General features: G+C 40.2%; 14 protein-coding genes, 2 tRNA genes and 1 rRNA gene. 12 read left to right on the top strand and 5 right to left on the bottom strand.

Annotated features, from left to right (window positions below):
• Both A8805_RS20445 and A8805_RS20450 read left to right on the top strand, forming a co-directional pair.
• Nucleotides 1-307, top strand: a 23S ribosomal RNA gene (locus tag A8805_RS20445); the annotation flags it as partial.
• A 332-nt stretch (nt 308-639) separates the two neighbouring features.
• Complete coding sequence (locus A8805_RS20450; RefSeq protein WP_109714570.1) at nt 640-1,299, top strand: hypothetical protein; 660 nt, start codon at nt 640-642, stop codon at nt 1,297-1,299.
• A gap of 48 nt (nt 1,300-1,347) precedes the next feature.
• On the opposite strand, the gene A8805_RS22245 is transcribed toward A8805_RS20450, so the two are convergent.
• On the bottom strand, nt 1,348-1,512 hold the full coding sequence (locus tag A8805_RS22245) for a hypothetical protein (protein WP_181392941.1): 165 nt from the start codon (nt 1,510-1,512) through the stop codon (nt 1,348-1,350).
• A gap of 155 nt (nt 1,513-1,667) precedes the next feature.
• Between A8805_RS22245 and A8805_RS20455 the strand changes: the two genes are divergently transcribed.
• The 3 genes from A8805_RS20455 (at nt 1,668) to A8805_RS20460 (ending at nt 3,794) form a co-directional block, all read left to right on the top strand.
• Nucleotides 1,668-2,171, top strand: a complete 504-nt coding sequence (locus A8805_RS20455) for a GNAT family N-acetyltransferase (RefSeq protein ID WP_109714571.1) — start codon at nt 1,668-1,670, stop codon at nt 2,169-2,171.
• Between the two features lie 76 nt (nt 2,172-2,247).
• Nucleotides 2,248-2,394 carry a hypothetical protein gene (locus A8805_RS22250; protein WP_181392942.1) on the top strand — a complete coding sequence of 49 codons (147 nt, stop codon included), beginning with the start codon at nt 2,248-2,250 and terminating at the stop codon, nt 2,392-2,394.
• Nucleotides 2,395-2,630: 236 nt separating this feature from the next.
• A complete protein-coding gene (locus tag A8805_RS20460) occupies nt 2,631-3,794 on the top strand; it encodes an amidohydrolase (RefSeq protein ID WP_109714572.1) in 1,164 nt (387 codons plus the stop codon).
• Between the two features lie 196 nt (nt 3,795-3,990).
• On the opposite strand, the gene A8805_RS20465 is transcribed toward A8805_RS20460, so the two are convergent.
• The gene (locus A8805_RS20465) at nt 3,991-4,395 is read right to left on the bottom strand and encodes a VOC family protein (protein WP_109714573.1); all 405 of its coding nucleotides are present in this window, start codon (nt 4,393-4,395) and stop codon (nt 3,991-3,993) included.
• A 502-nt stretch (nt 4,396-4,897) separates the two neighbouring features.
• Between A8805_RS20465 and A8805_RS22700 the strand changes: the two genes are divergently transcribed.
• A complete protein-coding gene (locus A8805_RS22700) occupies nt 4,898-5,458 on the top strand; it encodes a hypothetical protein (protein WP_242992521.1) in 561 nt (186 codons plus the stop codon).
• Between the two features lie 131 nt (nt 5,459-5,589).
• Here A8805_RS22700 and A8805_RS20475 read toward each other — a convergent pair.
• Both A8805_RS20475 and tsaA read right to left on the bottom strand, forming a co-directional pair.
• Nucleotides 5,590-5,660, bottom strand: a tRNA-Trp gene (locus A8805_RS20475).
• Between the two features lie 151 nt (nt 5,661-5,811).
• Entirely contained in the window at nt 5,812-6,498 is a 687-nt protein-coding gene (gene tsaA, locus A8805_RS20480; RefSeq protein WP_109714574.1) for a tRNA (N6-threonylcarbamoyladenosine(37)-N6)-methyltransferase TrmO, read from the bottom strand.
• Nucleotides 6,499-6,688: 190 nt separating this feature from the next.
• Here tsaA and A8805_RS20485 point away from each other — a divergent pair, with 190 nt between their 5' ends.
• Nucleotides 6,689-7,450 carry an SseB family protein gene (locus tag A8805_RS20485; RefSeq protein ID WP_242992522.1) on the top strand — a complete coding sequence of 254 codons (762 nt, stop codon included), beginning with the start codon at nt 6,689-6,691 and terminating at the stop codon, nt 7,448-7,450.
• Between the two features lie 26 nt (nt 7,451-7,476).
• On the opposite strand, the gene A8805_RS20490 is transcribed toward A8805_RS20485, so the two are convergent.
• A tRNA-Ser gene (locus A8805_RS20490) sits at nt 7,477-7,562 on the bottom strand.
• Nucleotides 7,563-7,785: 223 nt separating this feature from the next.
• On the opposite strand from A8805_RS20490, the gene A8805_RS20495 reads away from it, so the two are divergent.
• From A8805_RS20495 to A8805_RS20515, 5 genes are all read left to right on the top strand, one after another.
• Nucleotides 7,786-8,436 carry a hypothetical protein gene (locus A8805_RS20495; protein WP_109714601.1) on the top strand — a complete coding sequence of 217 codons (651 nt, stop codon included), beginning with the start codon at nt 7,786-7,788 and terminating at the stop codon, nt 8,434-8,436.
• Nucleotides 8,437-8,536: 100 nt separating this feature from the next.
• A complete protein-coding gene (locus A8805_RS20500) occupies nt 8,537-10,042 on the top strand; it encodes a catalase (protein WP_109714576.1) in 1,506 nt (501 codons plus the stop codon).
• Nucleotides 10,043-10,308: 266 nt separating this feature from the next.
• Entirely contained in the window at nt 10,309-11,538 is a 1,230-nt protein-coding gene (locus tag A8805_RS20505; RefSeq protein ID WP_109714577.1) for a pyridoxal-phosphate-dependent aminotransferase family protein, read from the top strand.
• A 191-nt stretch (nt 11,539-11,729) separates the two neighbouring features.
• Entirely contained in the window at nt 11,730-13,400 is a 1,671-nt protein-coding gene (locus tag A8805_RS20510; RefSeq protein WP_109714578.1) for a PucR family transcriptional regulator, read from the top strand.
• A 129-nt stretch (nt 13,401-13,529) separates the two neighbouring features.
• The gene (locus tag A8805_RS20515; protein ID WP_109714579.1) at nt 13,530-16,178 is read left to right on the top strand and encodes a glycoside hydrolase family 78 protein; all 2,649 of its coding nucleotides are present in this window, start codon (nt 13,530-13,532) and stop codon (nt 16,176-16,178) included.
• Nucleotides 16,179-16,194: the final 16 nt, after the last annotated feature.

The raw sequence follows: 16,194 nt of genomic DNA on the forward strand, positions 1-16,194 counted from the left end.
CGTGAGACAGTTCGGTCCCTATCCGGCGTGGGCGTAGGATATTTGAGAGGAGCTGTCCTTAGTACGAGAGGACCGGGATGGACTGGCCGCTGGTGTATCTGTTGTTCTGCCAAGAGCATAGCAGAGTAGCCAAGCCGGGACGGGATAAACGCTGAAGGCATCTAAGCGTGAAGCCCCCCTCAAGATGAGATATCCCATAACGTCAAGTTAGTAAGACCCCTTGAAGACGACGAGGTAGATAGGGCGGAGGTGGAAGTGCAGCAATGCATGGAGCTGACCGTTACTAATAGGTCGAGGGCATAACCAGGCAGGGCAATAGGAGAGAAGGATGATTCTTTGTATGCGGTTTTGAAGGTACATTCAGATAGAAAGAATGAGAGTGGACGATACCGAGAGGTATCGTTTTTTATGTTAATGGAAAGAGCCGGCAGAAAAAGAGCTGCCGGCTCTTTATATTTTGAGAATATTCTGAAAATGGCGGGCAAAAGGGTCAGTCCCTTTTTAAAAACTTCCCTTTAAAAAACTATGATTAGTTTCCATATTTCGCCTTTTTTTATTAATTTAAGATGATATAATGGTCATGGTGTTTTGTCCAAATATAATAAAGTAGGTCTTAAAAATCTTATGAGGAGGAATTTTATGAACGGAAAAAAAGGATTGTCAGCAGTTTTGCTGATAGTGATGGTACTTACATTGCTTGGAGGATGTGGGAGGACCTTTGATGCAAGTGGCTATACAAAGGCAGTATTGGATGTTTCTTATAAGAATGAGACAGAAGAATATATCCAGCTAACCGGAGAAACTAAAGAAGAGGCAGAGAAAATTTTTACAGAGAATATGGATGTTACTATGGAGGCATTTCAATCGATGAATTTTCCTGAGGATTTGGAAAGTCAATTCAGGGAGTTGTTTGAGGTGTTGGCCAAAAACGTAAAATATACAGTGGGCGAGGCTGTAGAGGATAAGAACGGTAATTTTACAGTTGACGTGTCCATTGAACCGATTACAATTTTTAATGATACATATGAAGAGTTTCAGAAGCAGGCGCAGGAGTACGCCACAAAGGTAGCAAATGATGTAATGAATGGTGCCGAGGTACCTTCTGATGAGGATATGCAGAACAATGTATATGAGATTTATTATAATATCTTGAAAAGTACAGTAGATCAAGGCATTAAATATGGTGAAGCCGAGGTCGTTACAGTACATGTAAATAAAGGCGATGGAAATGTCTATGAAATTCTCAAAGAGGATATGGTGACACTGGACGAAAAAATGATATCCCAGGATGTTCTTTAGCAGGCGGCCCCTTAGAGAATCAATTGAAAAATAGAAGGCATAAGCCTCCTATTCACCGCCAGGTCCGTCTCTCCGTGGGCGTTTGTCAGGTGAGGGATCTGTAGATTCTCCAGAATTTAGATTACCGTCATAAGCATCTTTACTTTGAGAATAGTCCTTTAAACTATTTAAAGCTTTTTCCTTGGTAGAAGAAGATGTTGTTTTTTTAGCCATGTTCATACACTCCTTTCAGGTTTAGTGTTTGCAGCAATAGATAAAATATGCATTGGAACACGAAATATTGACACTGGATAGTAACTCATGTATTTTGTATATAGGAGATTGAAACTTGTTTGATAAATGAATTGGAAGTCACAGGAGGGATGAGCATGCTGCATTTAAAAGAAGCTAATGTAGAAGATGTGGAAGAGGAGTACGCTTTTATTAAAGATCTGCCTGCAGATGAAAATGGTTTTACAAATAATGATTGTGGGATAGAAAAAGCGGAATTTCTAAATACAGTTTTGCCCCGAATGATAAATCATTCAAAGGGAATTGATTTGCCAGATGGATTTGTGCCCGGAACTGAATTTTTCTTATGGGAAGAGGATACTATTGTTGGTTTGTTTAGGATAAGACATTATTTAAATGAATTTCTGCGAAATGATGCCGGTCATATTGGATACGGAATCAAGAAGGAACATCGGGGCAGAGGACTGGCAACGAAAGGACTGGCTCTTGCAATAGAAAAGGCCAAGGAAATCATCAGAGAGGATGAAATTTACATGTCTGTAAACTGTGATAATCTTGCATCTTTAGAAGTACAGAAAAAGAATGGTGCATATATTCATCATTCTGACGATACGAAGCACTATACACGAATTAAAATATAAAATCAAAATATCATATCTACATTTTCTCTATGTATAAAAGCTATATTCTGCCGCATACTATGCCTGAGGTGATAATATGGATAAAAAGCAGAGTGAACAGCAAAACAGGCAGAAGAACCTGGACAAATACAACAGTGTTACCGAGAAAGTAAAGCCGGAAAACCAGAATCAGGGACACAATGCCAAAAAAGCAGCAGCGGATGTAAAAATGCGACAGATTTAAGATATCCATTTTGTTTGGATATCTTTTTCTGCGTAATAAAAAGGAACAGCCCGGAATCTGGTGAGGATTCCGGGCTTTGTGGTGGGAAAGGAACTAATAAATGGTGAGGAGAATTAGTTCCTTCTATGAAGTAAACAATCATGTAAAGAAAAACTTACGCAGAATTTTAAATAAATAAATAATTGTTATTATATGGTATACAATATTTTATTAATTGGTTTACTAGGAGGTCTTTAATGCTCTTGATAAAAAACGGGAAAATCATTACAATGACTGGCGAAATTTTAGAACAAGGCGATATATTAATTGAAAATAAAACAATTAAGGCGGTTGAAGCACAGATTAATCTTCTACCTAATAAAGAGGATAAGGTCATTGATGCTACTGGCCTGTGGGTGATGCCGGGAATTATTGAAGCACACTGTCACATAGGTATTACTGAAGAAAAAAAGGGCGCAGAAGGTGAGGATTGCAACGAAACCACTGAAGTAGTTGTTCCCTATTTACGTGCAATTGATGCCATAAATCCTTTGGATCCTGCTTTTCATAATGCAATACAGGCAGGCATTACCTCTGTCATGGTGGGGCCAGGCAGTGCTAATGTTGTGGGCGGACAATTTGCCTTCCTAAAAACACATGGAAGAGTAATTGACGATATGCTGATTCTTGCTCCTGCTGCAATGAAGGTTTCTTTTGGAGAGAATCCAAAATCAAACGGGTCAAAGGGCCCAACCTCCAGAATGACTATTGCATCGATGTTGCGTGAAGAACTTTTTCATGCAGTGCAGTATAAGCAGAAGAAAGAAAAAGCTTTTGAAGAAAAGACTGATTTTACAATTGATTTTCGCCTGGAGCCATGGCTGCCTGTTCTTAACCGCGAAATTCCGTTGAAAGCTCATGTTCATCGGGCGGATGACATTTTAACTGCAATACGTATTGCTAAAGAATTTTCTTGTAACATGACACTTGACCATTGTACAGAAGGTCATAACATTGCAGAAGAAATTAAAATGAGCGGGTATCATGTTATTCTCGGTCCGGATATGGCATCCAGAAATAAATTGGAAATTGAGAATGCAGATTTTAAAACTTCTGGCGTGTTAAGTAAAAAAGGGGTTACTGTCGCAATCACTACCGATCATCCTGTTACGTTAATCCAGTACCTGCCCATATGTGCAGGCCTGGCTGTAAAAAAGGGCCTTGAAATGATGGAAGGTTTAAAAGCTATAACAATTAATCCTGCAATCATTTGTGGCGTAGCAAATCGCGTGGGGAGCATTGAAGTAGGAAAAGACGCAGACATTGCAATTTTCACTGGAAATCCTATGGAAACCTTTACGCAAACGGTCTATACCATTATAGACGGTCAAATTATCTATAAGATGAAAGATTTGGGTTAAATCGTGGAAAATCACATGTGAGCATATACCTTCCCATTGATTTTCCATTCCAGGAAACTTACGGCCGGTTTGTAATTCCGTATTTAGCAGCCTTTTATCTATTTCTTTAGAAGCTAATAAAAAAGAGCAACCTTTCGGTTACCCTTAAACTTATTGTATTATTTTATTCAGTTCTTGTCATTTTTCATCTTAATTATTATTCCATCAAAGTGAACATCCAATTTACACCAAACTTATCTTTCAAACTACCGTGGAGAGCAGCAAAGAAAGAGGGCGCAAGTTCCATGTATACATGACCATTCTCTTTTAAAATATTCCATGCTTTTTTAGCTTTGTCAGCATCCGTTGTAGTGAAAGACACATACATATTACTGCCCGCTTCAATGCCGCCCGAAGCATCAGCACATTGTAATTCCATATTATCAATAGAAATTCTAGCATGCAGAACCAACTCTTTATCTTCTTCCCCGATTGGGAATGCAGGATTTGGCGGCATATCGCCATAGGTTTGCTTTTCAACGATTTCAGCGTCAAAGGCACGGGAATATATGTCCAAAGCTTCTGCGCAGTTACGATTATACATAAGATAATGTCCGAGCATTTGTTTTCCTCCTAGAACTTAATTTAGTAAAAGCATTCGACTTTACGGATAAATTATACCATGCTCTTTTTACAAAGTCATTTTTTTCTAGTGAGCCCTTCTCAATCTTAAAAGCAGAAGCTGAGAGAATCGAACTTATATCAAGGGTTTTGAGGAATATCTGCAAATGGTGTATTTAAAATAACAATCCAATTTATATTAGATTATTTACTGAAAATTCTAATGGATTTTGTTTTAAACTTCTTCCATTTATTTACATATCTCGATATAATATAAATATGGTGTTTTCTTTATTACGGAGAAAGGAGTACTATGGCAAGCACAGGAGAGAAGCCCGGAAAAGGACAGTATGTATGCATTACATATGGGCAAGTGACTATATTAGATGATAATACCGAATATTTCGAATAATAGGTTAATGGGAGTAACTGTTTTAAATTAAATAAAATATTTTTATAAATGATATCCTATCTTAGTCAAATGAATGTTGGGGTGAAAACACATGAAGAGTAGAAGAGCAAAGATAATAAGTATATCTGTCCTATGTTTATTTTTAGTTGCAGTACTTGCTGCTGGATTTTCAGGCAATGCTAACAAGTTGCAGAAGCAACTTGACGAGGCAAATTCGAATTATACGGAATTAAAAACTGATTATGAAAAAATTAGTAAAGACAATGAAGAGTTGCAAGATAAGTATAATGATAATCTTAGAGACTTAGAATCAGTTAAGTCAGAACTTACAAAATATAAAGATCAGAAGACCCAAATTGTTGAATTAACTAAGCAGTTTGCAGATTTGCAATCTCAATATGATTCAGTAAAAGCTGAAAATGAGTCATTGAAAGCTCAATTATCATCACAACAAACAGACACTTCTTCGCCTACAGTAGAATCTTCGGCTGTGCCAGAGAGCAGTAGTGATGAAACGGTGTGGTTGTCAGCCACAGGCTCTAAGTATCATAGCATACCTGACTGTGGCAATATGAATCCCAATAAAGCCAGACAAACAACAAAATCATCTGCTGAAGCAAGTGGGTATGGAAGATGCAGCAACTGTTGGTGAAATTGATATTACATATATCCAAGGCGATTAATCTATGACCAAGATTTTTACAGCAACTTTTTGAAAAATAGAGGATGTCCAAAAGCCCAGTATTTGTAAGCTTTTCAGACATCCTCTATAAATAATCAAAGCAGGGGATGAGAGAATCGAACTCCCACCAAAGGTTTTGGAGACCCCTATCATACCATTTGACCAATCCCCTGTATCGTGCGGCATAATTGCCAGTCACTAGATTAGTATACTAAGAGATGCAGTATTTGTCAAGAAAAAGCTTACGAATCTTGTAGGATTTTTGTTACAGTCCAGCCATGCAGTTATTCCTGATATTTATTTAGCGTTTGCTAAATTTACAGTCAGGCAGGTTCTATTTTATCTACATATAATGTATTTCCGTTAACATGAAATTTTACTTCTATTCCGGCATATTTCATTCCATAGATACGATCAGGGTCATGTTGGTAAGAGGGGCGGGGGTCCTGTGCAAGAACTGCCAGTAATGCTGATTTGTGGCATTCTGGTATAAGCTCCAGCCATTTCTGAGGACAGTCCACTTTCAATATATAATCTTTGAAAGAGCCGCCGAAACCTTCGGAGGCCTCCGGATGACTATCTACGAAAGGGAGGTACGGTTTAATATCGAAGATTGGCGTGCCGTGCATCAAATCTGCACCTGACACATGAAGGACGGGACCAAGTTCTGAAGTTATTTCAATTCCCGTGAGTCGGACACAGGAGAGGCCGAGGGCATTGGGACGGAAAGGGGAACGTGTGGAAAATACACCCATCCGGCGGTTACCGCCCAGTCTTGGGGGACGTACCGTAGGAGACCAGTCTTCCCTTATAGATTCTGAAAATCCCCAGATCAGCCAGATATGAGAATAATCTTCCAGCCCTCTCAAAGTATCGGGATTTCGGAATTCAGGTTCAAATATAATGTCTGCATGGAGTTCTTCCACCAGTCCGCTTTGTCTTGGAATTCCAAATTTTTCGGGGAAATTACTGTGAATATGTGCAATTGTTTTTAAGGTATAAGAGTCCATAGTTATGCGTATCCTCCAAAATATAAACAGGCAGTTTATTTTATCTGTCATTTAAAAATGTACCACAGAAAAGCAGTGAGAGTCAATCACAGCATTTGTTTGCTATAAAATACAGCCTGTAGTATAATTTTAGTAAATAAATGAATCGAGGTCTGTCATGGAAAATAAATTTCTAATGCAAGTAAAGAAGATGCAGAAAATGAAAACTACATATGTAGCTTTTGGTCAGGGAACGAAAATGCCTTTTATTACATGTGACAAAGATACATTTAACGATCAGATATGGGTGTTTGCAACTGAGGAGAAAGCAAAGGAGGTTACACAGGAGTTTAAGGATGAAAACCAGGACTTTATGATGATTGTACGTATAGAAAATAACCAGCTTTTGGGATTTTACAGCAGCCTGCATCTGCTGGGGGTAAATGAAGTGGTATTTGTGGAAGCGGAGCAAATGAGTAAAGTTCCTCTGGATAAATTGGTTATGCAGCCAGATTATTCAAAACTTCCTGAGGAAAAGCGGCCTGTTGTAAATCCGCAGATGCAATTAACGGGACTTTATTTTATGCAGGAGGTATATCGTAGTAAGCCAAGTAATGAAAAACCGGAACTTCGTGAATTGGAGGAGGAAATGGTGGTTAACCTGGTACGGTCAAGATTTCTCATGGCTTTGGACATACAAGGAGAAAAACGTATGCCTGATAGTTCCAATGTAAAAATTCCATGCGTAAAAAACAAAGATGGAAAGACATTTCAGCCTATTTTCACGGATCATAATGAGCTGAGAAAATTCAATACGGGAGGCAAGTTCCAGGCGAATGTAGTTGAATTTAGGAATATTGAAAAAGTATTGGGACAAGGTGTAGAAGGAATTGTGATAAATCCTCAGAGTATGAATATTGTGATTTCAAAAGAGAAGATTCCGGGCCTTTTACAGCGGTTTGCCCAGGATTGACATAAAAGAATTGTAATCCTGGTAAACGCAGCAGGAGGGATTTGAACCCCCGGAGCGTTTCCGCTCTTCTGCTTTCGAGGCAGATGCCATTAGCCAGCTCGACCACTGCTGCATACCAAGGTATTGTAACAAACTTTGCTAATAAAGACCAGCATTTTTGCGATAAAATTGAAGTGTCTTATGGGCTTTTTGCAAAATCTCAAGTATGTCTTGACAAATTATGGTACACTGCATATAATAGTAATAGATACTATTATTGATATTGTCTTGTGGGCAGGTTTTTTGTGAAAATACAAAAACTGGGAAATATATTTTACATAAGGTTGGGAATAAATGTGAAAAGAGTATTTGGATTATTTGAAGCTATTTTTGATATGTTTTATCTCAGTGTGGGATTCCTGGCCGGGGTAATGCTTCTAATAGGGACTGGTTCAGGGGATGCCAGGTTGTTGGCCGGCATTATGACATTTATCCTAATATTCGGTGATGCTTTTCATTTAGTGCCGCGTATCAGGGTGATTATGAGCGGAAATGAAGAAAGCCTGCGTTCTGCATTGGGAAGAGGAAAGCAGATTACCTCCATCACGATGACCATATTCTATTTGTTTCTATGGCAGCTTGGCCTTATGCTCAGTTCCCAGGGAGGAAATAGCGTTTGGACAATAATTGTATATATATTAGCAGCGGTGCGTATCCTGATTTGTCTTTTTCCCCAAAACAGGTGGAGCGACCGTTATCCTCCGGTTAAGTGGGGCATATGGCGCAACATTCCCTTTTTTATGCTGGGGGTAATTACTGCTGCATTTTTCTTTTTGTATAGGAGCCAGATGCCGGGAGTTGATTTATTATGGCTTGCTATTTTGCTTAGTTTTGCATTTTACCTTCCGGTTGTTCTTTGGGCGAACCAAAATCCGAAAGTTGGCATGTTTATGCTTCCGAAAACCTGTGCTTACTTGTGGATATTATATATGTGCCTTTCCCTTTGATAAGACATGAAAATCCAGGATATAGGGGAATGTGGGTTTCTAATGCGCAAAACATCTTTGCGGTGTTAAAAAATAAGAATAAAAGAAAGGAGTATTTAGAATGGATGATTACAAAAAGTTGACAAACGAGGTTGGGGCGCCGGTTGCAGATAATGAGAATGCGATTACTGCAGGTCCCCGTGGTCCTGTAGTAATGCAGGATGTATGGCTTATGGAGAAGATGGCTCATTTCAACCGTGAGGTAATTCCCGAGAGGCGTATGCATGCTAAAGGCTGGGGCGCATACGGTAAGCTTACTGTAACCCATGATATTTCCATGTATACAAAGGCGAAGGTGCTTCAGCCAGGGGCAGAAACGGAGTTGTTTCTCCGCTTTTCTACAGTAGCTGGTGAGAGAGGAGCTGCTGACTGCGAACGGGATATTCGCGGCGTAGCAGTGAAGTTTTATACGGAAGAAGGAAACTGGGATTTGGTTGGAAATAACACCCCTACTTTCTTTATCCGTGATGTACATAACTTTTCTGACTTAAACCGTGCTGTTAAAAGGGACCCACGTACGGGGCGCCGGAGCCCGCAAAATAACTGGGATTTCTGGACATTGCTGCCTGAGTGTTTCCATCAGATTACGGTTGTAATGAGTGACAGGGGAATTCCTGCAAGTTTCCGGAATATGCATTTCTTTGGTGAGCATACTTTTTCTTTCTACAATGAGAAAAATGAGCGTTTCTGGTGCAAATTCCATTTCAAGACCCAGCAGGGAATTAAGAATCTTTCTAATGAGGAAGCTGCTGAAATCAACGGTATGGACAGAGAACATCACGGCAAGGATTTGTTTGAAGCTATTGAAAGCGGTGATTATCCAAAGTGGACAATGTATGTACAGATTATGACGGAAGAACAGGCAAACAATCATTATGAGAATCCATTTGATATTACAAAGATTTGGCCTCACAAGGAATATCCCCTGATTGAAGTAGGAGTATTGGAGCTAAACCGTAATCCTGAGAACTTCTATGCAGAGGTGGAGCAGGCTGCCTTTACACCTGCCCACGTTGTGCCAGGAATTGGTTTTTCACCGGATAAATTCCTCCAGGGACGTCTATTCTCTTATGGTGATGCACAGCGTTACCGTTTGGGTGTGAATCACAATCTGATTCCTGTTAACCGTGCCAAAGTAGAGGTAAACCAGTATCATCGTGACGGTGCTATGCGCGTGGACGGCAACTATGGCGGAGCTCCGGCTTATACTCCAAACAGTGCAGGGGTTTGGGCCGCACAGCCTGATGTTATGGAACCGCCTTTGGATATTGAGGGGGCAATGTGGAGATATGATCCTAAAGATGATCCTACCGATGATTGTTTCCGTGCAGGAGGTAATCTGTGGCGTGTAATGACCGAGGACAAGAAGCAGATTCTGATTGAGAATACTGCTAATGATATGGCAAGCGTTACTGAGAATATTAAATACCGTCATGCTGCTCACTGTTATCTGGCTGATGTTGAGTATGGAGAGCGTTTTGCTAAAGCCGCAGGGCTTGATGTGGATAAAGTAATTGAACTTTCAAAACTGGATAACAATGAATTAAACAGAGTTACGACATCTTAAATTATACCAATTGAACAAGAGTTCATGGCAAGGAACAGGGTATGCTAAAAGGCATATCCTGTTTTGGGAGCGGAAATGAAAGGTATGCCGTAATCTATTGCAAGAAAAGTTGGGAGAAGTGGATAAAGTTTCAGTAGCATATTTGCCTAAAATAGAGTATTGTGAAATGAAAATGCGTACTTTATAATAAGTATGTATTTAAGAAATTCCAAGGGAGGAATATCCTGAGGAATTTTTTGTTTTTAAGAGGAAAGGAAGGAAAATTCATGCAATTTAGAGAAATTAATCCATCACCTCGTACCCTAATGACACCTGGCCCAGTAGAAGCAGATCCGAGAGTGCTTCGTGCAATGAGTTCTCATATCCTTGGCCAGTTTGATCCGGAATTTACGGCGTTGATGAATGAAACTATGGAAATGGAACGTCAGGTGTTTCAGACAAACAATCGCCAGACTTATGTTGTAGATACTACATCCAGAGGCGGTCTTGAGACAGTACTGACTGGTGCGGTTTGTCCGGGAGATAAAGTTCTCATTCCTGCATTCGGCCGTTTTGGATATCTTCTGGCGGAGATTCTTGAACGTTGCGGAGCTAAAATTACACTTCTGGAAAGAGAGTGGGGGACTGTATTTGATCCCCAGGAAATTGAAGATGCATTGAAAAAGGACAGCTATAAGGTGGTTGCCTGTATTCATGGTGAGACATCCACTTCCATGATGCAGCCATTGGACGAGCTTGGGGAAATCTGTGAGAAATATGAAGCACTGCTGATTGTAGATTCTGTAGCCACACTTGGAGGAGCCGAAGTAAAAGTGGACGAGTGGAAGCTTTCCGCATGTATTGCTGGAACTCAGAAATGTATTTCTGCACCGTCTGGTTCTGCACTGATTACCTACAACCAGCAGGTTGAAGATATTGTAAAAGCAAGAAAACGTGTGGAAAAGGGGATTCGCACAGCAGATGATATTGCCGGGAAACTTCCGGGAATTCCAAGCAATTACCTGGATCTTGGACAATTGGAGGATTATTGGAGCTCCCGCCGTTTAAATCATCATACAGAAGCGACCAGCATGCAGTATGCGGTACATGAAGCTCTTCGCTGTATTTTAGAGGAGAGTTTGGAAGTTCGGTTTGCACGGCATAACCTGAATGATAAGGCCCTTGTAGCAGGTCTCAGGGCAATGGGATTAACAATCTTTGGAGATCTGGCACATAAGATGCCGGTTGTCACAGCGATTAACATTCCTGAGGGTGCAGATGGAAAAGTAATCAGAGGAATGCTTTTAAATGAATTTGGAATCGAAATTGCAACTTCTTTTGGACCGTTAGATGGAAAAATTCTTCGAATTGGAAATATGGGATACTCCAGCCAGAAGAGAAATATTTTAATTCTGCTTGGAGCGCTGGAAGCGGTAATGCTTGCAAATGGTGTAAAGGTTCCGTCAGGAGAGGCAGTTGCAGCAGCACTTGCTGTTTATGAAAAGGAAGAAAAATAGAATATTTTTATTAGTTCAGAGACGAGCTCCTGTAAACAGGGGGGAGTCTCTCTTTTTATGTAACAGGAAACTGCGTCTCCCGTAGATATCTGTTAATGTTATGGTACAGTTTTTTGTTTCTTATGGTATAATATAAAAATGATACCGCTAATAATTTTATTATCAAAAAAATTTTTAATTGTAGGTGAGATATGGGATTTACAGTAGAAGATCTTCTGCAGGTCGGGGAAGCAAAAAAGCTATCTGTGATCTGCGGAGAAAAAGGACTTAAAAATGAAATAAAAGGTGTTACCATTATCGAGGCCCCTGATATTGTTAGGTTTATCAATGGCGGGGAATTGCTGCTGACTGGATTATTTGCTTTTAAATCCTGTAGTGTGGAAGAATATAAAAATCACCTTCAGGAGCTGAGGGGAAAGAAAGTCAGCGGTCTTGTATTGAAGCGGGGAAGAACTGTGGAAGAGGCAGATGTCAAGATTGCATTGTTGAAAGAATTTGCGGGGGACAATAATATACCGCTTATTGAAGTTCCGTTTGAGATGTCTTTCCAGGTGATTGTGGGTCTGGTTATGGAGCGATTGTTCAACGAAGAAGTTACCCAGCTAAAATATTATAAGACAACCCATGATAATTTTTTAGCATTGATGCTGTCACACAGCTCAAAAGAGAATAAAATCGGAGATATCCTGGGGCTGCTGGATAAAATGATTTGTAATCCGGTGGCGCTTTACGATCAATATATGTGCTGTTATGCTTCCACGGGAAATGGAACGGAAAGATTACAGATTTCAGAAAATGCAAAAAAATATGATCCTGGAATTCTGACGAACTATAAGTATTTAAGGCAGGAAGACGAATATATCAGATATATTGTAGAAATCAATCTAAATGTGGGAATTAAGATGTATTTGGCTATTACGGAGACGATATCAAAATTTAGTCTGATGGATTGTATTGCGGTAGAAAATGCCATTATTGCACTTCAATATGAGTTTGCAAGAACATTTGCGGTGTCGGAGCTGGAAAAGAAATTTCAAAACGATATTCTGCATAATATTTTAAGCGGGAATATAGAGTCTATAGACGAACTAAAGAAAAGCTCTACTCTTTTGGATGTCAATATTGATGGATATTATAGGGTGATTGTTTTTGGTGTGACGAATGAAGGAAGCTCCCGGAAGGATATTAATGAAAAAATTCACCATGTTGATTTACTGGAAAAAACCGTTATCCAGCGGATTCCGAACAGCAAAGTGCACAGAGATCTGGATAAAATTGTTGTTGCGATGGAAGTCAATTCTGATTCTTCCCAGATAGAGTACAGAGAAGAATTGAAGGATGTTTTGAAGCAGGTACAGACATTCATGACTGCTCAGAATAAATATCTGAAGGTAAAGGCTGGAGTCGGAAGAATTGTAAAAGGTATTATTCATCTGCCGGAAACTTATAAAGAGGCAAACGATGCATTTTTGTTTGTAGATATTGCAGGGGATATTATGGGAGAAGGCGCAACACAGATGATGCTCTTTTCTGACCTTGGGATTTTTAAACTGCTGTGCCAGTTGGATGACCCGGCAATGCTGATGGAGTATGTGCCTGAGACACTCGAGAAACTATATGACTATAAAAAACCTCAGAGAGATGATTTTATCATGACGCTGAAAACATATCTGGACAAAAACCAGAATCTTTCCAAGACGGCGCAGGACTTATATATACATTATAAGACTGCAGCTTACCGGATTGAAAAGATTGCAAAGATAACAGGAATTGATTTTGATAATGCGAATGAAGTACTTGCAGTAAGAATTGGCCTTGTAGTACATCGTATGATAGAAAATTATAATAAAAAGGTTATGTAAAATCCCATAAAAGCAGGCTCTTAGGAGTCTGTTTTTTTGGATTTTCTATATGAGTTGACTTGATATTCTATCCACTTTTTATGAGAATCATGTTACGTTTATTTCAATAACTAAAAAGGAGGAAGTAGAATGATAGGTTTATCCAGGATCTTAATAAATTATCAGGAAAATCCTGTTGGAATTGAAACAGTTGACCAAATTGGTTGGAGTATTATTTCTGATAAAAAGAATGTATTCCAGGAAAGTTATGAGTTTCAAATAGGAGAAGATGAGACCTTTGGCATGCTTGTTTATGACAGCGGAGTAGTCAGGAGTGAAGAATCTGCTCATATTGCAATTGAGAAAAATATACTGAATCTGGTATCTTCCAGAAAATACTTTATCCGTGTGCGGATTACTGGGAAAGATGGGGCGATAAGTGACTGGAAGGAGGGATTTTTCGTAACAGCGCTTTTGTCAGAGAAGGACTGGAAAGCGGAATTTATTACGATAGAGACAGAAGAAGATAAAGATGAGAGTAAGGGTTCTTATCTACGGAAAGAGTTTGTAATTGGGAAAAAGGTAAAGGCTGCCTATGCACATGCTACAGCACTGGGGATTTATCATCTTTATATCAATGGAAAGAAGGCAGGGGAGGATGAATTTGCTCCAGGCTGGACCTCCTACAATAAGCATCTGTTATATCAGACCTATGATGTTACGGACTATCTGCAAGAGGGAGCGAATGCGGCAGCAGGGCATATAGGTCCGGGATGGTATAAGGGGACAGTGGGATTTGTTAGAATGCGCGGTCATTATGGGACGAGAGCTGCATTTGCCTGCCAGATTATTGTTGAGTATGAGGATGGAAGCAGAGAATCTTTCCAGACAGATACTTCATGGATGGGAACTTACAGCCCTGTTTTATTCTCTGAGCTATATGACGGGGAGACTTATGATGCACGCAGGGAGATAGAAGGGTGGAATGAGCCCGGGAGCCCTATAGGCTCCTGGCAGCAGGCAGAAGCCGTCAATTTTGATACATCAGTATTGTCGGCCCAGAGCGGCAGTAAGGTTAAGAAAGTTACAGAGGTTCCCGCAAAGAGAATCTTTACGACGCCTCAGGGTGATACGGTTATTGATTTCGGACAAAACATGACCGGCTGGATTAAATTTAAGGTGAAAGGGCAGGCGGGAGATAAAGTGGAATTAAACTGCTTTGAAGTACTTGATGCAAAGGGAAATGTTTATTTAGACAATCTTCGCTCTGCAAAAGAAACAATTATATACATATGTAAGGATGAGGAGGAAGTTACATTCCACCCCCATTTCTCTTTCCAGGGATTTCAGTTTGCAAAAGTTTCTTCCTATCCGGGAGAGCTGAGCACTGACTATTTTACAGCCTATGCACTGCATTCTGACATGGAGGTCACTGGAGAGTTTGAGTGCTCTAATCCGGACATTAACCAGTTACAGCATAATATTGTTTGGGGAATGAAAGGGAATTTTCTGGATGTGCCAACAGACTGCCCTCAGAGAGATGAACGTCTGGGGTGGACGGGAGATGCACAAATATTCTGCCGTACCGCTACATTTTTATATGATACCTATACGTTCTACACAAAATGGCTGAAGGATGTGGAAGCAGACCAGACGGAGGAAGGAGGGGTTCCTCATGTTGTGCCGGACATTCTGATTGGAAAATCCTCTGCGGACCGTCTGATGAAGGATGGAGACCATTCGGCTGCTGCATGGGCAGATGTGGCAGTGATTATGCCATGGACCCTTTATCTGGCATATGGCGATGTTACGGTTATTGAGCGCCAGTATGACAGTATGAAAGCATGGATTAATTTTATGAAGGAACATTCCAGAGGGAATATATGGAATTATAAGCTGCAGTTTGGTGACTGGGTAGCGCTGGATGCAGAGGAAGGAAGTTATTTTGGGGCAACCCCCAATGATTTGACCTGTACAGCATATTATGCATATTCAACAAAGCTTTTTGCAAAAATGGCAAAGATTGTAGGAAGAGATGAGGATGCCGGGGAGTATACCAGACTGTATCAGGAAATATTGGATACTTATCAGAAAACATTCTTTGATGAATCGGGGCATTTAAATGTGCAGACACAGACAGCACAGATTGTCTCATTATATTTTGATCTGGTGCCGGAAGAATATCGGCAGAATGTGGTAGCGGATTTGCTGAAGCTTTTGGAAAAAGAGAACGGACACCTGGTGACGGGGTTTGTGGGAACCCCTTATTTTTGCCATGCATTAAGTCAAAACGGGCATACGAAGGAAGCTTATGAGTTATTGTTAAAGGATGATTTCCCGTCCTGGCTGTATCAGGTTAAGATGGGCGCTACGACAATCTGGGAGCACTGGGATGGCATGAAGCCTGATGGAAGTATGTGGAGTCCCGATATGAATTCTTTTAATCATTACGCGTATGGCGCAATTGGAGAGTGGATGTACCGAGTGGCGGCAGGGATCGAATGTGAGGAATCCCGCCCTGGATACAAACATATTATAATCGCGCCTCATCCGGGGGGAGGACTTGAGTTTATAAGAGCTTCTTATAAGAGCATTTACGGAAAAATCATTTCCAACTGGAAGCTGGACGGCAGGAGAGTTACTTTAACTGTAGAAGTTCCATGTAATACATCTGCGTCTATTTGTCCGGCAGGGGCAAAAAAGATTCTGGAGCAGGGAGGATTGGAATTTGTGATGAAAGAAAATGAATACCAGGCAGAAGCAGGGTCTGGACAGTATACCATTGTATATGAAATTTGATTGGATTTTCGATGTG

The organism is Faecalicatena contorta (genome assembly GCF_003149105.1).
GTDB lineage: Bacteria > Bacillota > Clostridia > Lachnospirales > Lachnospiraceae > Muricomes > Muricomes contortus_C.